Source organism: Mariprofundus aestuarium, assembly GCF_002795805.1.
Taxonomy (GTDB): Bacteria; Pseudomonadota; Zetaproteobacteria; order Mariprofundales; family Mariprofundaceae; genus Mariprofundus; species Mariprofundus aestuarium.
Genome location: NZ_CP018799.1, coordinates 2,363,471 through 2,384,034, shown reverse-complemented (window position 1 = coordinate 2,384,034; position 20,564 = coordinate 2,363,471). Strand labels below are relative to the sequence as shown.

Annotated in this window: 19 protein-coding genes and 1 riboswitch; of the genes, 11 read left to right on the top strand and 8 right to left on the bottom strand. The window is 50.8% G+C overall.

What is annotated here, in order from left to right:
- The first annotated feature begins 47 nt into the window (after positions 1-47).
- The 5 genes from msrA to Ga0123461_RS11445 all read left to right on the top strand — a co-directional run bounded on the left by msrA (position 48) and on the right by Ga0123461_RS11445 (position 4,685).
- Positions 48-644: a peptide-methionine (S)-S-oxide reductase MsrA gene (gene msrA / locus Ga0123461_RS11465; protein WP_100278464.1), complete on the top strand. Its 597-nt coding sequence runs from the start codon at positions 48-50 to the stop codon at positions 642-644.
- On the top strand, positions 637-1,128 hold the full coding sequence (gene msrB, locus Ga0123461_RS11460; RefSeq protein WP_100278463.1) for a peptide-methionine (R)-S-oxide reductase MsrB: 492 nt from the start codon (positions 637-639) through the stop codon (positions 1,126-1,128). The genes msrA and msrB overlap by 8 nt, the downstream gene beginning before the upstream one ends.
- Positions 1,129-1,172: 44 nt before the next feature.
- Positions 1,173-2,285, top strand: coding sequence for a 3-dehydroquinate synthase (aroB, locus tag Ga0123461_RS11455; RefSeq protein WP_100278462.1), 1,113 nt, complete (start codon positions 1,173-1,175; stop codon positions 2,283-2,285).
- An 87-nt stretch (positions 2,286-2,372) separates the two neighbouring features.
- Positions 2,373-3,350, top strand: a complete 978-nt coding sequence (locus tag Ga0123461_RS11450) for a nicotinate-nucleotide--dimethylbenzimidazole phosphoribosyltransferase (protein ID WP_232710201.1) — start codon at positions 2,373-2,375, stop codon at positions 3,348-3,350.
- A gap of 72 nt (positions 3,351-3,422) precedes the next feature.
- On the top strand, positions 3,423-4,685 hold the full coding sequence (locus Ga0123461_RS11445; protein WP_100278810.1) for a M48 family metallopeptidase: 1,263 nt from the start codon (positions 3,423-3,425) through the stop codon (positions 4,683-4,685).
- Positions 4,686-4,733: 48 nt separating this feature from the next.
- Here the strand turns inward: Ga0123461_RS11445 and Ga0123461_RS11440 are convergent, their stop codons facing one another.
- The 6 genes from Ga0123461_RS11440 to Ga0123461_RS11415 all read right to left on the bottom strand — a co-directional run bounded on the left by Ga0123461_RS11440 (position 4,734) and on the right by Ga0123461_RS11415 (position 11,027).
- Positions 4,734-5,012, bottom strand: coding sequence for a hypothetical protein (locus tag Ga0123461_RS11440; RefSeq protein WP_232710198.1), 279 nt, complete (start codon positions 5,010-5,012; stop codon positions 4,734-4,736).
- Positions 5,013-5,037: 25 nt separating this feature from the next.
- Complete coding sequence (ahcY, locus tag Ga0123461_RS11435) at positions 5,038-6,444, bottom strand: adenosylhomocysteinase (RefSeq protein ID WP_100278460.1); 1,407 nt, start codon at positions 6,442-6,444, stop codon at positions 5,038-5,040.
- A gap of 33 nt (positions 6,445-6,477) precedes the next feature.
- Positions 6,478-6,561: riboswitch (S-adenosyl-L-homocysteine riboswitch) on the bottom strand.
- Between the two features lie 75 nt (positions 6,562-6,636).
- Positions 6,637-7,806, bottom strand: coding sequence for a methionine adenosyltransferase (gene metK / locus Ga0123461_RS11430; protein ID WP_100278459.1), 1,170 nt, complete (start codon positions 7,804-7,806; stop codon positions 6,637-6,639).
- A gap of 87 nt (positions 7,807-7,893) precedes the next feature.
- Entirely contained in the window at positions 7,894-9,498 is a 1,605-nt protein-coding gene (gene ubiB / locus Ga0123461_RS11425; protein ID WP_100278458.1) for a 2-polyprenylphenol 6-hydroxylase, read from the bottom strand.
- Between the two features lie 22 nt (positions 9,499-9,520).
- Positions 9,521-10,162 carry a ubiquinone anaerobic biosynthesis accessory factor UbiT gene (ubiT, locus tag Ga0123461_RS11420; protein WP_232710197.1) on the bottom strand — a complete coding sequence of 214 codons (642 nt, stop codon included), beginning with the start codon at positions 10,160-10,162 and terminating at the stop codon, positions 9,521-9,523.
- Positions 10,163-10,232: 70 nt separating this feature from the next.
- Positions 10,233-11,027, bottom strand: a complete 795-nt coding sequence (locus tag Ga0123461_RS11415) for a class I SAM-dependent methyltransferase (RefSeq protein WP_100278456.1) — start codon at positions 11,025-11,027, stop codon at positions 10,233-10,235.
- A 243-nt stretch (positions 11,028-11,270) separates the two neighbouring features.
- Between Ga0123461_RS11415 and Ga0123461_RS11410 the strand changes: the two genes are divergently transcribed.
- The 3 genes from Ga0123461_RS11410 to Ga0123461_RS11395 all read left to right on the top strand — a co-directional run bounded on the left by Ga0123461_RS11410 (position 11,271) and on the right by Ga0123461_RS11395 (position 15,307).
- A complete protein-coding gene (locus Ga0123461_RS11410; protein ID WP_100278455.1) occupies positions 11,271-13,442 on the top strand; it encodes an adenosylcobalamin-dependent ribonucleoside-diphosphate reductase in 2,172 nt (723 codons plus the stop codon).
- Between the two features lie 205 nt (positions 13,443-13,647).
- A complete protein-coding gene (locus Ga0123461_RS11400; RefSeq protein WP_100278453.1) occupies positions 13,648-14,289 on the top strand; it encodes a TSCPD domain-containing protein in 642 nt (213 codons plus the stop codon).
- 166 nt (positions 14,290-14,455) lie between these two features.
- Positions 14,456-15,307, top strand: coding sequence for a TniQ family protein (locus tag Ga0123461_RS11395; protein WP_100278452.1), 852 nt, complete (start codon positions 14,456-14,458; stop codon positions 15,305-15,307).
- Positions 15,308-15,579: 272 nt separating this feature from the next.
- Here Ga0123461_RS11395 and Ga0123461_RS11390 read toward each other — a convergent pair whose 3' ends face one another.
- On the bottom strand, positions 15,580-16,311 hold the full coding sequence (locus tag Ga0123461_RS11390) for a helix-turn-helix transcriptional regulator (RefSeq protein ID WP_100278451.1): 732 nt from the start codon (positions 16,309-16,311) through the stop codon (positions 15,580-15,582).
- A 75-nt stretch (positions 16,312-16,386) separates the two neighbouring features.
- On the opposite strand from Ga0123461_RS11390, the gene Ga0123461_RS11385 reads away from it, so the two are divergent.
- Entirely contained in the window at positions 16,387-16,710 is a 324-nt protein-coding gene (locus Ga0123461_RS11385) for a hypothetical protein (RefSeq protein WP_100278450.1), read from the top strand.
- The gene (locus Ga0123461_RS11380; protein WP_100278449.1) at positions 16,703-17,809 is read left to right on the top strand and encodes a DNA alkylation repair protein; all 1,107 of its coding nucleotides are present in this window, start codon (positions 16,703-16,705) and stop codon (positions 17,807-17,809) included. Before Ga0123461_RS11385 ends, Ga0123461_RS11380 begins: the two co-directional genes overlap by 8 nt.
- 193 nt (positions 17,810-18,002) lie before the next feature.
- On the opposite strand, the gene Ga0123461_RS11375 is transcribed toward Ga0123461_RS11380, so the two are convergent.
- Positions 18,003-18,350, bottom strand: coding sequence for a hypothetical protein (locus Ga0123461_RS11375; protein WP_100278448.1), 348 nt, complete (start codon positions 18,348-18,350; stop codon positions 18,003-18,005).
- Between the two features lie 592 nt (positions 18,351-18,942).
- On the opposite strand from Ga0123461_RS11375, the gene Ga0123461_RS11370 reads away from it, so the two are divergent.
- Positions 18,943-20,562, top strand: a complete 1,620-nt coding sequence (locus Ga0123461_RS11370; protein WP_100278447.1) for a recombinase family protein — start codon at positions 18,943-18,945, stop codon at positions 20,560-20,562.
- The last annotated feature ends 2 nt before the right edge of the window (positions 20,563-20,564 follow it).

Here is a 20,564-nt window from a genome sequence, read left to right as displayed (position 1 = left end):
TAATGATCCGGTTCTCTGAGCGTCTAACAGGGCAATCAGGAGGTTTCATGAAACGAATGATCTTGTTAACAGTGGTGGCTATGATGACAATGGTGAATAGCACAGAAGCAAAAGAGACAGAGACGGCAACCTTTGCAGCGGGTTGTTTCTGGTGCATGGAGCATCCGTTTGATGTGTTGCCCGGGGTGATCTCGACCACCTCCGGCTATATCGGCGGGGAGAAGGATCACCCGCGCTACGAAGAGGTGTCGGCAGGCACGACCGGGCATGCTGAGGCGATACAGGTTGTCTTTGATCCTGCAGTGATCGGTTATGAAAAGTTGCTGCAGGTCTACTGGCGCAACTCCGATCCGACAACGGCCAACCGGCAGTTCTGCGATGTCGGATCACAGTATCGACCTGCCATCTTTGTTCATAGCGAAGCGCAGAAGCGGTTGGCCGAGGCATCGAAACGTGAGCTTGAAAGAAGTAAGTCGTTTGCCGCGCCGGTCGTTACCGAAATAGTAGAAGCTGGGACCTTCTGGCCTGCTGAGGGTTATCATCAGAACTACTACCTTAAGAATCCGATTCGCTATAAGTTCTACCGTTATAACTGTGGTCGCGATCAGCGCCTTGAAACGCTGTGGGGAGCGGATCATGAATAGACGCGGGTTTCTGAGGACAGCTGTTGCAGCAGGGTTGCTGCTGGCTGCGCCGCGCCTGCTTACAGCAGGTAGTGAAAGGAGTGAAGTCATGGTTGAAAAGATCCATAAATCGGATGCCGAGTGGCGAACACTGTTAACGCCTGAGCAGTACGATGTATTGCGAAATGAAGGCACCGAGCGCGCCTTCACAAGTGAGTTGAACAAAGAGTATCGAAAGGGCGTCTATCACTGCGCCGGATGTGATTACCCTCTCTTCTCTGCAGATACAAAATTTGACAGTGGTACCGGCTGGCCGAGCTTTTATGCACCGATTGAGGGGCATGTTGAGACCAAGCGGGACTTTAAAATGATACTCCCGCGTACTGAATACCACTGCGCCCGTTGTGGTGGGCATCAGGGGCATGTGTTTAACGACGGCCCGGAGCCGACTGGTCAGCGCTGGTGTAATAACGGTGTGGCACTCAAGTTTGTGCCAGCAGGCTAATTTCCAGCTTCTCTGAATGATCTGAAAATGTCAGAGTAAGCTTTATGTCTGAAACAGTTGATAATACAAAGATTTATCGGGTTGAACTGGGCGTCCGCTCCTACGATATTCACATTGAGCCCGATTGTTTGGGGCGGCTGGGTGAGGCGATGGCTAAGCTGTTCGCTGCGCCAACCCGCTGCATGGTGATCAGTAATGTGACGATTGCCCCACTCTATATGGATGTTGTTCGCAGTTCGCTGGAGCAGGCGGGCTGGCAGGTTTCCGAGTGCATCCTTGCCGATGGTGAGCGCTATAAAACCATGGAAAGCTTTGGTTTGATCATGGATGCACTGATGCAGAGCAAGCTTTCACGTAACGAACCGGTAATTGCGCTCGGCGGCGGCGTGGTGGGTGATATGACCGGTTTTGCGGCCTCCTGTTACCGGCGTGGCATCCCCTTTATTCAGGTGCCGACCACGGTGCTGGCGCAGGTTGATTCCAGTGTTGGCGGCAAAACAGCCATCAATCATCCACACGGAAAAAACATGATCGGGGCCTTCTACCAGCCTAAGCTGGTCTGGATTGATCCTAAGGTGCTCAATACCCTTGAGCTGCGCGAAATTAGGGCGGGTATTGCCGAGGCGATCAAATACGGACTGATTCGCGATGCAGGCTTTTTCGAGTGGATGCAGAAGAGCGCAAAAGCAGCTCTGGACCTCAATGCCGATGTGCTGGGGCAGATGATTCACACCTCCTGCCGCCACAAGGCTGAGGTGGTGATGGCAGATGAGACCGAGCAGGGGCAGCGCGCCCTGCTCAACCTCGGTCACACATTCGGCCACGCAATTGAATCAATGACGCACTACAGTACCTATCTGCATGGTGAAGGGGTGGCGATTGGAACCCTGATGGCAGCGCGTCTCTCCGAACAGCTGGGGCATGCACCGGCGGGTACGGAAGATGCGATTCGAGGTTGCTACAAACATGTCGGCCTGCCTGTCGAGGTACCGGGCTTTTCAGCCGAGCAGTGGCTCGATGCCATGGGGCATGATAAGAAGAATGTCGGCAGTCGTATCCGCTATATCCTGCTGCGCGGTATCGGCGATGCATTCCTGGCTGAAGATGTGAGCCCTGATGCGATAAACCAGCTGATCGACTCCTATCGTAAAGTTTGAATTTCCGGCAGGGTCGCGATGGTCGGATTTCCGGCTATACTGATTGAAGACGCTTCTTGAATGTGACGTTGATACAGGGGGATGTGAATGATGGAAATTCCTGCCATTAATCCGGATAGCGAGCACTACAGCACGCTTCTCCATCCTGCCGGCTGTATGAGTCGGCTGGAAGATGTTGCCAACTGGTTTGCCAAACGTCAGGGCAAGGCGATTCCTGATCAGCTGAAGCCTGCGATTGTACTCTTCGCTGCTGACCACGGTGTAGCCTCCTCGTTTGCCTATCCTGAATCACGTCCCACCACGGCAGAACGGGTTGCCTATGCGACATCTGACGCCTCGGTTATCAGGAAACTTGCCGATGAGGCTGGGGCATCACTGCGCATTATCGATCTTGGTGTTCGTGGTGACCTCTCCGGTGTAGAGGTTGAGAAGGTGCGTGAATCGGGCTCAGCCGATATCAGGACCGAGCCTGCCATGAGCCAGGAGGAGTACTGGGAGGCAGTGGGTATCGGTGAGGAGCTGGCTGCGCACGCTGTTGCTGAGGGTGCTAACCTGCTCATCGCAAGCTCCCTTACATCCGGTGATCATGTGTCGGTTGCTGCGGTGATCTGTGAACTGGCCGGCCTTGTACCTGAAGAGACGCTGGCATCAGGAAGCGATGGGACCTATGGGGATGAGCTGCTGGCACTGGCGACTGTACTGGAGCGCGCGCAGGGAACGCCTTCTAACGACATCCTGAGAGAGGTTGGAGGACTTGAGCTGGCAGCTATGGCTGGTTTCTATCGGGCGGCTGCTCGCAAAGGTGTGCCCGTTCTGCTCGACGGTATGGCATCGGCAGCAGCGGCTCTTGGCTCGGCGGCATGGGATATCCGTATTGCAGGCTGGCTACTTGCAAGCTTTGCATCCGATAAGAGTGGCCATGCTTCGGCACTCGAGGAGCTGGGCCTTGAGCCAATGGTGCATCTGCACCGGGGATTGGGTGGTGGCAAGGGAGCAGCGCTGCTGATTCCAGTTTTGCAAGCGGCAATTTCCCTGCAGCGAGGGTTGGCCACGATCGAAGATTAAGGCTTCTTTTTATAATCCACTATGACACAGCTGCCACAAGAGGTGGAGGCTGATTTTTTTGAGGTGTTTTTCATGACTGCATGGACATGGACGGTATTCGGCTTTGCTCTGCTGGCGACAGCGACAGGTTTGTACCTCTCCTTACGACAGAAACGTTCGGTTGAGGCCAACAGGGAGGCAGTACCGCCGCGTTTTGCTGAAAAGGTCTCCCTCACCGCACACCAGAAGGCGGCCGATTATACCGCAGTGAAGTTGCGGTTGGGTCATATTGGTAGCATCTGGGGTTTGATCCTGCTGTTCGCCTGGACACTTGGTGGCGGACTTGGCTGGCTGGGTGATATCTCGGCACTGTTTGGGTTCTCAGCGGTATGGACCGGTGTTGTTTTCATGCTGCTCTTCTTCCTGATCGGTTCGCTGGTCGATCTGCCGATGGAGCTCTATGGTACCTTTGCCATCGAAGCACGTTTTGGCTTTAATAAGATGACACTGCCACTCTTCTTCAGTGATATGGGCAAACAGCTTCTGCTGATGATTGCGATTGGTGCGCCACTGGCCTGGGTGATCCTGACCCTGATGGAGAGTGCTGGTGAGCTATGGTGGCTCTATGCATGGCTCTTCTGGACAGCGTTTATGCTGCTGATGATATGGGCCTACCCGACATTTATTGCGCCGCTGTTCAATAAATTTGAGCCGCTGCCTGATGGTGAAATGAAGTCGACTATTGAAGCGCTATTAAAGCGCTGTGGTTTCAGAAGTAACGGTCTGTTTGTGATGGATGGCTCCAAACGCTCCAGCCATGGCAACGCTTATTTCACCGGCCTTGGCAGTGCCAAGCGCATCGTTTTCTTTGACACACTGATCAAACAGCTGGAGCCGCTGGAGACCGAAGCTGTACTGGCGCATGAGCTGGGTCATTTTCATCACGGACATGTTAAAAAACGCCTGGTTATTATGGTGTGCAGTACACTTCTGGGTTTTGGCCTGCTCGGATGGCTGATTCAGCAGCCATGGTTCTATTCCGGGTTGGGTGTGAGTCAGGCCTCCAATCATGCGGCGCTGGTGCTCTTCATGCTTGTGATGCCTGCCTTCACCTTTGTATTAACGCCTGTGATGAGCTATTTCTCACGTAAAGATGAGTTTGAGGCCGATGCCTATGCGGTGGCCAACAGCAGCGGTGAAGCGCTGGCATCAGCGCTGGTGAAGATGTATGAAGACAATGCCAGCACCCTGACGCCTGACCCTGTTTACAGCGCATGGTATGATTCACATCCTCCGGCACCAGTCAGGATAGACCATATCGAGTCGCTTCTCGCCAAGGTCCCATCGCAGGCATAAAAAAAAGGCGCCCCGAGGGGCGCCTTATCTTCTGCTGTTGAATTTTCTTCACTCGTAAACCGAGCGCAGTCCCTTTAAGAAACGACCCCCGCGGGTCTGATTCCCTTCCAGAATGGCATAGGGATCCTCGCCCAGAGCTTTTACCGATTCGTTGGCATAAGCGTGTTTGGCATCTTCGGTCATATTCTGCCAGTCCGATGCATCAACAATACCGTCGTTGGTAAGGTCAAAACGAGCATCAACACTGAGCCCGCCTGCAGCCCAGCTGCTTCCAGAAGAAGCAACCAGGCAGGTAAGGGTAGTAGCCAATAGAAATATTTTTTTCATGGCTACTACCCTACCTCGCTGTTTCTTAGTAGCGGTAGTGATTTGGTTTGTATGGACCATCTAATGGCACGCCAATGTAGTCAGCCTGTTCCTGCGAAAGCGGAGTCAGGTTAACACCAACCTTAGCCAGGTGCAGACGCGCTACTTCCTCGTCCAGTTTCTTAGGCAGGGTGTAGACTTCATTCTTGTACTCGCCAGTCTGTGTGAACAGTTCGATCTGAGCCAGGGTCTGGTTGGTGAAGGAGTTGGACATCACGAAGCTCGGATGGCCGGTTCCGCAACCCAGGTTCACCAGACGGCCTTCGGCCAGCAGGGTGATGCGCTTGCCATCAGGGAAGATGATCTGATCGACCTGTGGTTTGATGTTGTCCCACTCATACTTCTTCAGGCTGGCGACATCGATTTCATTATCGAAATGGCCGATGTTGCAGACGATGGACTGATCCTTCATCGCAGCCATGTGATCGTGGGTGATAACATGGTAGTTGCCGGTGGTGGTTACGAAGATATCGCCCAGTGCACATGCTTCATCCATATTCACAACACGGTAGCCTTCCATCGCTGCCTGCAGTGCGCAGATCGGATCGATTTCAGTTACCCAGGTAGTGGCACCCATGCCACGGAACGCCTGTGCACAGCCTTTACCTACATCACCATAACCGAGAACAACGCAGATCTTGCCTGCAATCATAACATCAGTAGCGCGCTTGATGCCATCCAGCAGTGATTCGCGGCAGCCGTAGAGGTTATCGAACTTGGACTTGGTTACAGAATCGTTGACGTTGATAGCAGGGAACGGCAGTTCGCCGCGCTCAAACATCTGGTAGAGGCGATGAACACCGGTGGTGGTCTCTTCGGTTACGCCACGGATTGCATCGCGACGTGTGGTGTAATAACCCGGCTGTGAGGCCAGGCGTTTCTTGATTGATGCGAAGAGATACTCCTCCTCTTCGGAGCCCGGATTATCCAGGACGGAAGCATCCTTCTCAGCCTTGGCGCCAAGCACCAGCAGGGTTGTAGCATCGCCACCATCATCCAGAATCATGTTTGGCGTGCCACCATCGTGCCACTCCATGATGTTGTGGCAAAACTCCCAGTACTCTTCCAGTGTCTCGCCCTTATGGGCAAAAACAGGGATGCCTTCTGCAGCAATAGCTGCAGCAGCGTGATCCTGTGTAGAGTAGATGTTGCAGGACGCCCAGCGTACTTCAGCGCCAAGTGCAGTCAGTGTTTCAATCAATACGCCAGTCTGGATGGTCATGTGCAGGGAACCTGCAATGCGTGCACCCTTGAGTGGCTGGGAAGCAGCATACTTCTCGCGAGTCACCATCAGGCCGGGCATTTCAGTTTCGGCAATGGCCAGCTCTTTACGGCCCCATGCAATGGTTTCCGGGGACATATCGGCTACTTTGTAATCGGTAAAATCAGACATTCTCATACTCCTATACTCGCCTTGTCAGGCATAAAAATATGAGCACAGTTAATATGTTTATTAGCGACTGAGCCTGGCAGGTCGACATGCGAACCTGCTGCAGTGCTCCTCAGTCTGGAAATAGAATCAGGCGCTAAGCACCTGATTTTGAGTTCGCCGGAGAGACATAAGCCATCCCCGGCTTCAAATAGATTAAACTCCTGCCGCAGCCTTGAGTTCATCCACCTTGTCGGTCCTCTCCCAGGTGAAGTCAGGGAGTTCACGGCCGAAGTGTCCGTAAGCAGCTGTCTGGGCATAGATCGGACGCAGCAGATCCAGTGACTGAACAATGCCTTTCGGACGCAGGTCAAAGATCTCGCGAACGATCTCTGCCAGTTTGGCATCATTAATCTTGCCAGTGCCGAAGCTGTTAACCATGACGGAGAGTGGACGTGCCACGCCGATGGCATAGGCCACCTGCACTTCACAGCGATCAGCAAGGCCTGCAGCTACAATATTCTTGGCCACATAGCGCATCATGTAACATGCAGAGCGGTCTACCTTCGTTGGATCTTTACCGGAGAATGCACCGCCACCGTGATGGCCGAAACCGCCGTAGGTATCAACGATAATCTTACGTCCGGTTACACCGCAATCACCCACTGGACCGCCGATCACAAAGCGACCGGTCGGGTTGATATGGTATTCAGTGCCAGCATGCAGCAGTCCGGTGTCGCCGAGGATTGGGTTGATGACCTCATCCATGATCGCTTCGGAAAGATCCTTGTGGCTGACATCAGGGTCGTGCTGAGTAGAGAGTACGACAGCATCAATGGCGACAGGTTTGTAGTTTTCGTAACGTACGGTTACCTGTGATTTTGCATCTGGACGCAGGAAGTCGAGCTGGCCTGTCTTACGTACTGCGGCCTGCTTGGCTACCAGCAGGTGTGACAGGTGGATTGGGGTTGGCATCAGCACTTCAGTCTCGTTACTTGCATAACCGAACATCAGTCCCTGATCGCCTGCACCCTGATCCAGATCGAGGCCTTCGCCGACGTTCACGCCCATGGCGATATCCGGTGACTGCTTGTCGAGGCTGACCAGTACGGAGCAGGACTCCCAGTCAAAGCCCATCGCTGATGAGTTGTAGCCGATATCCTTGATCGCACTGCGTACGATATCCTGATAATCGAGCACAGCAGATGTGGTGATCTCACCGGCAATCAGAGCCAGGCCCGTGGTTACCAGTGTTTCGCATGCTACACGTGCATATTTGTCCTGCTCGAGAATCGCATCCAGTACGCTATCGGAGATGCGGTCAGCGACCTTATCCGGATGTCCTTCAGAGACGGACTCAGATGTAAACACAAAATTGTTACTCATAAATATCCTATCCTGTTGTTGTGATTGTAAAATATGGAAAATTTGACGCGGAGTATAGACGAGAGAGAGAAATTCGCCAAACTTTGATCAGGAGCGATTAAGCGTCAGAATAAAACCGAGTCCCATCACTGCGGCTGAGAGGATCAGCATGCCGGTTCCTGCATCATTGGCACTGTTCCAGACCAGCCAGCCCCCACCTGCAGCAGAGAGCATGGCACCCACTATAGCAGTGAGAGAAGAAGGTTCGCTGTTGAAGGTGACACTGCCATCATCGATGCGGGAGAGTACGCCATCAATCTTGGCCGGAAGTCTCATCCAGTCATGCAACTGGTCACGAATCTCTTCGCCAACAGCTTCGGCTTTACCAATCGGCCCCATATGGCGGGTCATCCACTCGGAAATCATCGGCCTTGCCAGCATCCAGATGTTGGCCTGATCAGCCAGCTCCCTGGCAACCCCTTCGATGACCACCATGGTCTTCTGCAGCAGCAGCAGTTGTGGCTGCGTCTCCATCTTGAATCGCTCGGTTACCGCAAACATTGAGAGCAGCAGTTCAGCAATGGAGATATCACCCAGCGGCCTGTTAAAGATTGGTACGGCGATCTCACGCAAAGCGTCTTCAAAAGCCGAGATGTCGGTATCGGCTGGCACGTAGCCGGCCTGGACATGCACCTCTGCAGCGCGATGGTAATCTTCCTGCAGGAAGGCGAGCAGCATGCCGGCGATGTAACGGCGTGATTTGATATCAAGCCTGCCGACGATGCCGAAGTCGATAAAGATCAGGTCACCGTTATCGCCTACGAAGATATTGCCCGGATGCATGTCGGCATGGAAGTAACCGTCTGTGAAGACCATGCGGAAGAACTGGGTGGCAGCGCGCTCGCATAGCTTCAGGCAGTCATGGCCTGCGGCCTCGAGTTTTGCCCTTTCATCAATCGGTGTGCCGGAGATGCGCTCGGTGGTCAGCACTTCTGTCTGGGTGTAGTCCCACATCACCTCAGGTACCCGCACCCCTTCAACCTCGGAAAAGTTTTCGGCAAAACGACTGGCGTGTGCAGCCTCGGCACGAAGGTTCAGTTCACCGCGAATGGTGGTGGCAAACTCCTCGATCACCTGTGGTGCTTTCAGGCGGTGGTACTCCGGAAAATAGCGATGGAAGAGGCTGGCCAGCAGCTTCAGAATGGCGAGATCGGACTCGATGGTGCGGCTGATATGATTGCGGCGCACCTTCACTGCAACCTGGCGCCCATCCTTAAGCTCGGCAAAGTGAACCTGAGCAATGGATGCCGCTGCCACCGGGGTTTCATTGAAAACGGCAAATACGCCATTTTCTCCGGTCAGTGGTCGTTTGAAGCTCTGCTCGACTACCTGTCGAACCTTCTCAAACGGTTCCGGCGGCACATCGTCCTGTAATTTCTTAAGTTCCAGCGCCACCTCAAGCGGCAACAGGTCAACGCGGGTGGAGAGCATCTGGCCGAACTTGATAAATGTGGGCCCCAGCTCCTCCAGTACCAGTCGAATCTGCGTACCGAGATCTTTGGGAAGGTCATCGCCGCGGAACAGCTGTACCAGCCAGACATAGGGGTAGAACAGGCGCATGCGTACAGCAAGAGCGGCCATGCCGTGGGAGGCCAGGATATGGCCGATGCGCATCAGGCGCAGATTGCGACGCAGGTTGGCTGGTAGTTTCATAATTTAGGGGGCATTGTCACGATCAGGACTCGGCCTTCTCTTCACAAAGATGCTCGTGTCTGTGCTCAAGTCGGGTGACTCGCCCTTTGAGCTTGCTGACCTGGTGTGAAAAATGCTCAACGCCTGCCTGCCACTGCTGCAGCCGTTCCGCATCGGGAATGTCCATGGCGTGCAGGTTTCCCTGCAGCACCTGTTTCGTGCCTTCTGTCAGTTTCTGCTCGGTGGCGACCAGCGCATGTGCTGCGCGGGCTACGCGGGTGCCGAAGAAGTCGCCGAAAGAGGAGCGAAGTTCGCGTTCCCAGTCGAGGTCAGCGGCGGCAAAGAGCTTTTTAAAGCGGAGCATCGCATCGGAATCGCCGGAGAGCTTCAGCACCTGTTGAAAAACCAGTTCATCCGGATCCTCATGGGCAAAACACATGCGTGCAAAACCAGCCGTGGTGCCATTAAGCCGCACATCAGGGTCGCCATCGAAGGTGGAGTGAACCCACGCCTTGCCATGCGAAAAACCGAGGAACATGATCGCATTGGTGTCGCTGATATGGATGCGGAAGACGCGTCCCTCAAGGTCGGCCAGGTAGGGTTTAAGGTTGGCATCCCGTGAGAAAACAAGCTCCAGTACCGTGGTCATGACCACGCACTGCACCGGCACGGGTATTAGTCTCAAAGGTAAAAACATTACGCTCACAGGGCACCTTCCATGGTACGGTTTTCAGGCCGGTGTCTAATTACCAGTCTCAAACCTTGTAACCTCTGTGCAGGGCGACGACCCCACCGGTCAGGTTATCGTATTTCACGAGGTCGAAGCCAGCCTTGCTGATCAGTTTGGCAAAACGGTTCTGGTCAGGGAAGCGGCGGATCGATTCAACGAGGTACTGGTAGGAGTCGCGGTCGCCGGTCACCTTTTCACCCATCAGAGGAATAATATTAAATGAATAGGCATCATAGATCACATCAAGTCCCGGCAATACAGGGCGCGAGAACTCTAGGCAGATAAACTGTCCGCCCGGTTTGAGAACACGATAGAACTCGGCCAGCCCCGTCTCGATATCGAGAAAGTTGCGGATGCCGAAGGCGATGGTCACGCAATCAAAACTGTTATCGGCAAACGCGAGGCGAGTGCCGTCAGACTGTATGCAGTCGGCGCGACCCGGAAGCAGTCCCTCATCAATAACCCGGCGAGCCCCTTCAGCCAGCATCGGGCCATTGAGGTCGGTCAATACGACACGTCCGGTCGGCCCCATTTTCTTGGCCAGTCCGATGGCAATATCGCCCGAACCTGCTGCGACGTCGAGGACACGGCTTCCCGCACCGATTGATGCCGTTGCAAACAGGCGCCGTTTCCAGAGTCGATGCATGCCGCCGCTCATGACGTCGTTCATGATGTCGTACTGGCTGGCAACGGATGAGAAAACTCCCATCACGCGGTTCACCTTCTCGGTGCCGCTTACGGTTTCAAAGCCGAAGTGGGTCGGGTTTTCCGCAGCACCAGATGTTGTGCTTGTATCAGGGTTATGGGTTGTGTCGTTCATGGGATGCGCATCGTATCAGGCATTTGCCGACTCTCCAAACAAAGCCTCTGTTTATATAGGGAGAATGCCCTTTTGTTAGGTTTTTCTTGGATAAGCTGTGGATAACTGGTGGATAATATGTGTGCATTAAAACACAACAAATAGTGCAATGAGATTGCTTGACACCCTAGATGTTGTGCCTACACTCCCCGCCAAGATTTCGTTTTCCGGCCACTTCGCCGGATGATTGCCGGAGGGGAGTGCATGAGCTCAAACAGGAACGCTTTGAAGATCGCATCAATTGATGGCGCGCAACAGAACAGTGCGGCTGACATCGGGTTTCAGCCTGCATCGCTGGATATCTGGGACAAGAAATATCGTCTGAAGGATAAGAATCACAATGCCGTCGACGAGAATATCGAAGCGACCTATGAGCGTGTAGCTAGGGCGCTTTCCGCGGTTGAGGATGAAGATAAACGCGATGAATGGTTCGAGAAGTTCACATGGGCGCTGGCCAATGGTGCGATCCCTGCTGGCCGTATCATGTCCAATGCCGGCGCTGAAGCACACAAACCAGCCACATCGACAATCAACTGCACCGTATCAGGCACTATCCCTGACTCGATGGACGGCATCCTCTCCATGGTCCACGAAGCGGGCCTGACGCTGAAGGCCGGTTGCGGTATCGGCTACGAGTTCTCCACCCTGCGTCCGAAAGGCGCTTACGTATCGGGTGCCGGCGCTTACACCTCAGGGCCTCTCTCATTCATGGATATCTATGACAAGATGTGTTTTACCGTCTCCTCTGCTGGTGGCCGTCGCGGTGCGCAGATGGGTACCTTCGACATCTCCCATCCCGACATCACCGATTTCATCCGCGCTAAGCGCGAAGATGGTCGCCTGCGCCAGTTTAACCTCTCCTGCCTGATCACCCGCGATTTCATGGAAGCGGTGAAGAATGATAGTGACTGGGATCTTGTTTTTCCGGCCAGCCAGTGCGAGATCGACGATGCCGAGACCCGCATTGTGTTTAAACATGTTGCCAACCCACCAAAGGGTTCTGTTAAGGATGACCGCGGTTATGTGGCCTGCAAGGTTTACCGTACCATGAAGGCGCAGCGCCTCTGGGATGTGATTATGGCCTCGACCTACGATTACGCCGAACCTGGCTTTATCCTGATCGATGAAGTGAACGAGCTGAACAACAACTGGTTCTGCGAGGACGTGCGTGCCACCAACCCGTGCGGCGAGCAGCCGCTGCCGCCATACGGTGCCTGCCTGCTTGGTTCCGTTAACCTGACCAAGTTTGTGCGCAATGCCTTTACCGATAACGCATACTTCGATTGGGAATCCTACCGCGAGGTGGTGGCGATCTTCACCCGTATGCTCGACAACGTGGTTGATATTAACGGTTTACCGCTGGAGAGACAGCGCGAGGAGATTCTCTCCAAACGCCGTCACGGCATGGGCTTCCTGGGGCTCGGTTCCGCACTGACCATGCTGCGGACTCCTTACGGTACCTCCGAATCACTGGAGTTCACCGAGAAGATTGCCTATGAGATGGCACGTACCGGTTTCCAGACAGGTCTCGAACTGGTCGATGAGAAGGGAATAGCACCTGCGCTTGAGAAGGAGTACGAAGTAACGCCTGAGATGATGGCCAAGCGTCCTGAGATGCTGGACGATGGCATCAAGATCGGCGACAAGCTGGCTGGCAAGGTTCTCTGGGCGAAATATTCCAAGTACATGCAGAAATTCCTCGCAACCGGTTGCGAAGAGGATAAAGCGATGATCGAAGCGATGATTGAGAAGGGATGTCGTTTTACTCACCACTCATCGATAGCACCGACCGGTACAATTTCACTCTCTCTGGCCAACAATGCCTCCAATGGCATTGAACCGAGCTTCGCGCACCACTATGCACGCAACATTATTCGTGAGGGTAAGAAGTCAAAAGAGAAGGTGGATGTATTCTCATTCGAGTTGCTCGCCTACCGCGAACTGATCAATGCCGATGCCATGCCCTACACTGAGGAGGAGGCCAACAAGCTGCCAGACTATTTCATCTCCGCTGATGAAGTGACACCAAAGCAGCATGTCGATATCCAGGCCGCAGCACAGCGCTGGGTGGATTCATCCATCTCCAAAACAGCCAACGTGCCGACCGACTTCCCGTATGAGGATTTCAAGGACATCTACCTCTACGCCTACGAGCAGGGGCTCAAGGGCTGCACTACCTTCCGCTTTAATCCGGAGGCGTTCCAGGGCGTGCTGGTGAAGGAGTCTGATCTCGCCAACACTACCTACAAGTTCAAGCTTGAGGATGGCACCGAGATCGAGGCCAAGGGTAACGATGAGATTGAGTACGACGGAGAGGTTCACTCCGCAGCCAACCTCTTTGATGCCCTTAAAGAGGGGTATTATGGCAAGTTCTGATTCCGCTAATGGGATCAGCTGGCCGGAAGAAGCTCCCGCCAATAAATCTGTGGGTACTGGCTAGTTCTCCCGAGGTTCATTCATTTGAAGGTGAGAGCCCCCACACATACCGGCTGCAGCGTCCGGGCATGAGCAATCATGGAAATACGCTGCACCATTTTAGGTGTGATCGGATCAAAGAGATTCTGGCCATGCGTGGAGGTAAGTGATGATCAAAATTGAGAGTAAAATCACCGGTTATGAAGTGAAGAAACCCGAGGATGAGGCACAGAAGCAGGAGGCAACGATTCACCATATCGCACCGCTTCTTGAGCGTGACGATATTCTTGAAGGCAGCACCTACAAGATCAAAACACCGAACTCTGATCACGCCATGTATATCACGATCAACGATGTGATCGTCAATCATGGAACGCCGGATGAACATCGCCGTCCGTTTGAGGTGTTCATCAACTCCAAGAATATGGAGCACTTCATGTGGATTGTGGCGCTGACCCGCATCACCTCCGCAATCTTCCGCAAGGGCGGTGATATCACCTTCCTGGTAGAGGAGCTTAAAGCGGTGTTCGATCCGCGCGGTGGCTACTACAAGCGCGGTGGCAAATATATGCCGTCTATCGTTGCCGAGATCGGTGAAGTGATCCAGCAGCACCTGATCTCCATCGGGATGATGGAAGGTACGCTCAATAACGCCGAACTACAGGCCAAACGTCATGAAGCTGAAGAGAAGCTGGGCAAGGATGCCATGGCCAAGGGTAACCAGTGTGACAAGTGCGGCGCGATGGCGGTTGTACGTCTTGATAACTGCAACTGCTGCTTGGAGTGTGGCGACAGTAAATGTGGGTAGGACATTGTGCTGTGCCACTAATTAATGAGATATTTCACTAGTTAATGATAAAACTAGCATCAATAAATAATGAGATATCTTGTAACTCATTATAGTTGCGTTGGTTTTATTACAGCGCCATGACAATAAATGCCGATTTATTGAGCATCTTTAGCTTTGGCCAGAAGTGATTGAATCACTTCTGGCCGTTTTCTTTCTCCCAAATAAAGATGAATCCACCACGGGCTGGCTTTATAGGTTAGCTCATCATAACGCAGCATTCATCGAAGACTTCGATACCTATAGTTTCAATGGAAAAACACTTCATGAGTTGTTTATTGATTGTGATGTCATTTCTCATACCGAAGAACTTGTTCCTCCCAAAGATTTAGAGCTTTTTATAAGCATCTATGCCTCTGACATACACCCATCCTTTTCTGAAAGATATTGCCCGCTTTGCTTTCAAGAGGACGAAATACCATATTTTAGAGAAGCTTGGACACATCAGTGGATAAGCCACTGTTTAATTCACGATACCCCTCTGATTGAAGACTGCATAAACTGTGGACGATTTGGACTTGAATGGGTTAAAAATTGGAAAATTCCATGGGGAGTATGCCGCTTGTGTAAGCAGCGCTGCTCTACTAATGAAGCTGTTGAAAAACATCCGATATTTTCAACTAAAATTAAACCTGAAATACCAAGGCTAATTTCTTTATTCAATGATCCATTCAGTGATGAAAATCTACATTTATTCCAAAAAGTTGTACTTTTGAAATCATTATTAGAGTGTGATCACATATATTACGGAAGAACCAAGTATGATGTTTTTGTCGAGCTTGGAATCGACCCTTACCAATACAGATGTTGCAAAAAGAACGCCCACATTGGGAACTATCTTTATGCCACTTTAGAAGCTGATGCGGCTTACGCTCTATCATTGAAATCTATAAGCCACCTAGATCCCAGTGTTCTTCTTCAACCTTTATACAACTTGGCTAGCATAGAGACCATTAAGCACTTACAATCAATTAGATAGATAATACAGACTAAATCCAAAAGAAGATGTTCAGCAGTGAAAATTCACCATTCACATAGACAGGAGAGGTCCAGCTTAAGCGTGTGGGGGAAGGCATAAATTGTAAAACAGTCGGGGTGTTGACCAGCTGCAGATTGTAATGAATGTGACAGGTCATTGTGACAAAGCGGCAGGTTAGTGTGACTCAAAGTGACACCCTGCTGTTAAATCGGGGGCATTGCTGAATGTCTGCTTTCGGCCAATAGCAGACGTTCAAAACAGCAGCTAAGCAATTAAATCGTCTGGACGCCCTCTAACGCCTTTTTAAACTGGCGGATTGGAATCAGTTGGAAACTCTCATCAATGCTTTCAAGTTGCAGAATGCGATCGCACCGAAAAGTTCTGACATCTTCTCTTAGCCTGTCCCAGGCGAGAACGTACCATACAGGATAGTTGAGTAGCAGGTAGTGTGGTTCGATTTCGCGCTCGGTAACCGACTCCTTCATGTCCCGGTAAGTGATGCGCACCGGATTCATCATCAGAAAGGCCTGATTCAGCCGTTCGGTGACGGCAGGATCAGGTTTCGAAAAGCCTGATAGTACCGCTGCCGAAACACTCTTTCCAATCTGTATCCGTGATTTCAGGCTATCGATTTTGTGGCTCATGGCTGGGGAGAATGAGGCTCTCAGTTTCGAACGAACACTTTTCAGATGGGCGAGAAAAATGGGTGAGTCCATCTGCTCAGCAATGGCTAAACTGACCATCAGGTCAACTGCCTCGGAGTAACTGAGATTGATCCGACCGATAGCCCAGTGACGGTGCAGTCGGATACCGCCGCCACGGCCGATGTCCGATTCGACCGGTAGCCCACGATCCCTTAAGAGTGCGATATCGCGGTTGATAGTGCGGAGGCTGACGCCAAGCTCCTTTGCCAATCCGCCAGCGGTCATCGCCTCTCCCGATTTAAGTCTCGCTTCCAGCAGGTCGAGGCGTTGCAGGCGGACAGATACGGTTGAATGCTCCATTCATCAAATATGCCATATAATGGCATATTTATCCATAGCATTTGTCCATGGACACGATCCAATAAGGAGAAAAAAATGAATAAACCCGTAACGGTCATTGCACCGATCCTTCTGGCCGAAGGAAAAACAGAATCAGAATTAATGCAGGCTTCGGAGCTGTTTCAGAAAGCGTTTGTAGATTCTCACCCCGGAATTCTACGGCGTGAAATGGTTCGCAAATCTGAATCGGAATATCTCGATATCATACAATTTCGCAGCAATGAGGATTTAGAAGATGTTGTTGAGAAAGAGAAGGGGTGCCCAGAGGCTGGGGCATTCTTTGCGCTGATGGATATGGAGCAGATGGATGAATCCTGTATCCGGCCACTGGCCTCCCTAGCCACCTACAATCGTGGCTAAACAGCTGAAACATGAATTGGGTCGTGATGCGGTTCGCCGCATCACGACTGCATTACAACAGGTAAATCCATTGATAGATTCGGAAGGTTTCGAGAATGATGCAATTGCCAGATTGGACGCACTTGAGCTCAAAGAGAGGGTTCATCAAATAATCCGGGTGCTGCACCAGCATCTTCCGGATAACTATTTAGAAACAATCACAATCTTAAAAAACATTAAAGAGGTTTGGAACTATGGCGATCCCGACGATCCCTATAGTGGATTCGCGGCATGGCCGGTGATCGATTACATCGGGTGCTACGGGCTGGACGAGCCCGAATTGTCACTTGATGCGTTGAAAGAACTAACCGAAATGTTCACGGCCGAATTCGCCATTCGGCCATTTCTTGAGCACCACTACAACCTGACGTTCTGCCATCTACATGCATGGTGCGATAGCGAGAGATGGCACCTGCGCCGCCTGGTATCGGAGGGCACCCGTTCGCGTTTGCCATGGGCGACAAAAGTAGCATCCCTGATTCGTGATCCGGAGGCGGTTATCAATTTGCTAGATAGACTGGTGGACGACCCAAATCCGACAGTTCGCAGGTCGGTTGCCAATAACATCAACGACATCAGCAAGGATCATCCGGAACTGGCCATCGCGACCTGTCTACGGTGGCAGAAGAAATTGTCGGATGACCGCGACTGGATCATTCGCCATGGCATGCGCACTTTGGTGAAGCAAGGACATTCGGATGTATTCCCTCTACTCGGGTTTACCCCTAATCCGGTCGTTACGATCGAGGCATTCCGAGTCAGCGAACAGGAGGTTGTTATCGGCGACGATCTTGAGTTCGAACTGGAGTTGCTCTCACATCAAGAGGATCAGCATTTCGTGCTCGATTACGCGATTGACTATCAAAAAGCCAACGGCTCCGTCTCTAAGAAGGTTTTCAAGTTGAGGGTCTGCCAGATGTACATGGGGGAGAGGTTAGTGATTCGGAAGTCGCACTCGTTCAATTTTATAAGCACTCGTAAGCACTATCCTGGAGAGCATAAGATGCGGATTTTAGTGAATGGAGAGGAGGTATATAGCCATACCATATTTTTGAAATAACAACCTTTCATCAATTTGCCAACGTCCACTATTGGCCGGAAACCGCCACTCGTACATATTTTTCGAGTCCCTACTGCATCCCCAGTCCGGACAAATCTGGGCACCACTGGATTGACACTGTCGCTCTTGCATTCTGACCGTCTTAGAACGGCCAAAAGCGGACATTCAAAGATTTTGTATTCTAAGGCTTCTCTTACAAAGAAAGAATTACCATTGCCAGTGAAAAAGCACCCATACAGATAGCTGCTGCCAGCCTAGATTTCAGTGCGTTTGATGCCATTAAGGTGAGAGACTCATCATTTAGTTCTTTATATTTTCTAGCGTGGAGCCATTTAAAGAACTTGCTCATATTTCTTATGGTGTTGTTAAGGAAAAGAGATGGCTTGCCAAGTTCAGCATATGCTTCAGGACTAACTTCCCTTAACCTATCCATAGTCTTCTTCGCATAATAGTTTGACATAAGTATGGATATAATCGCTCCAGGGATGCCAACCATTCCTAATAACAGAATTACAGCCTCAATAAATTCAATTACTACCATTCACGTGATGTCCCGATTCTTTTCAAGATAACATTTTCCCTACAGTCATGAGGCATATCCAAGAGCTACTGCGAAGAAAATGAAAATAAAACAAATCGAATATATAACGAAGAATGTTAACATCCCCTTCCCCAAAGATGATAAACCATCATCATTTAGATCACGCCATTCTCTCTTAAAAAGAAACCTCATGAATGAGATATTGTTTGATAAAGAATTATTCATTATCAGTGTCGGACTTCCCATGGTTTTATATGTTTCAGGGTGCCTAGTTTCAAGAATTTTAAATAATTTGAAACACAGAAAAAACCACACAAATACTGAACAAAATAATACTGTGAACATTGTTGAAAATAGTTCTTCCACTTCCCCTCCGGCTTATCTAGCGAATGACCGCTTTGGGTCGGTTCCGGTCATTACCCAATTGAAGCATATCACATGAGATTAACAACCTGTCCTTATGGGGAGCATGCAACTATATGAATATGGTCTAATATATCGAAAATGAACGGCTGCATACGACACTGTTCGGCTACATTAGTCAGAAAACCTACCGATAAACAAGTAGGCCTGATTTTAAGGAGCCTTCATTATGACAAAGAAAGCATATTCATACATTCGATTCTCTACCCCTGATCAACTAAAAGGCGATAGCCTTCGCCGTCAGCTAGAAGCATCCCGTGCATACGCTGAAGAGAATGGATTATTACTCGATGAGTCATTGCGAGATATCGGTGTATCCGCCTTTCGTGGAAAGAACAGCACTGAAGGTGCCTTAAAGAAGTTCATTGAGCTAGTAGAAGCTGGGCGAGTTGAAAAAGGATCAATATTGATTCTCGAAAGCTTGGATCGGTTGTCTCGGCAGCAAATCTTTACAGCCCTTTCTCTGTTCTCATCTATTATTGAAGCTGGAGTTGAAATTGTGACCCTAGCCGACAACCAGCATTACACTGCCGAAAGCGTCAATGATATAGGCCAATTGATGTATAGCTTAATATCAATGAGCAGAAGTCATGAAGAGTCAGCAATCAAATCAAAACGTTCTGCAGCAAGCTGGGAGAACAGACGCAGACTGGCTGTAGAAACTAAGCGACCAATAACAGGTAAGGCTCCACACTGGCTACGCCTGTCAGATGACAAACAGAGATTTGAAGTCATAGAAGAGCATGCAGAAATCGTGCGCTCTATCTTCTCTCAGAGCATTGCAGGTGTTGGCCGTCGTAAAATAGCTTCCTCATTGAATGAGGAAGGTGTAACACCCTTTGGTCGAGCGAAAATGTGGCATACATCATATATCGCGAGGGTGCTAAGTAGTCGCTCAACAATGGGGGAGTATCAACCTTGCCAAAATGGTGAACCAGTTGGTTCAGCAATCAAAGATTACTATCCGTCTATTATCTCTGAGCAGCAGTTTTACCATGCCCAGTCATCTCAGCAGAATCGCCGGAAAAACAAGTCAGCAGGCAGAAAAGGCCCTAAGTTCTCAAACTTGTTCACAGGTATGTGTAAATGTCTTGAATGTGAAAGTACATATCGGTTCATGAACAGGGGCAACGCTTCTCTATTGCTGTGTGATTCGAATTATATGGCTGCTGGCTGTGAGTGCTCCATGCGTTGGAGATATAGAGATGTAGAGAACGCCTCCCTCATTGTTTTAAGTGAACAAATTGACTGGTTTTCAGCACTAGGGGGTCATGCCAATTCTAAACAGAAGTTAGAGTCTGAAATTGCATCATTAAATACGAAGCTTTCTGATACTCAGAAGCAGGTAGATCGCTTTGCTCAGCTTTTCAGTACTGCAGGTGATGCCATGTTTAGTGACGCTCGCTCTCGATACCTGAAAGCCATGCAGGCTGCTGATGAGATTAAGAGTGAAATTGAACAGAAGGAATCAGAGCTTCTTACCTTCACTCCTACTCAGCAACATGTCGATGCTTTAAACAGGGCTATTTACAACCTAGGTGATGAAAGCGATGAACAGAAGCTTTATGAACTGCGCGCGCAGATAAACGCCACATTCAAAGATGCTGGTCTTCGTCTTTATTTCAATGAAAGTGGCGTATACTTCTATGTTCGCTCAACCCAACAGAAAGGCGTAATTCTGTATTCAGAACATGAAGAGTTACTATCTATGGGGGCTGAGTTAGAGATACAGCAACGCACCCTTGAAGCGATTAATGAAGATATCGCCGATCTGAAAAAAGCGGCCTGATT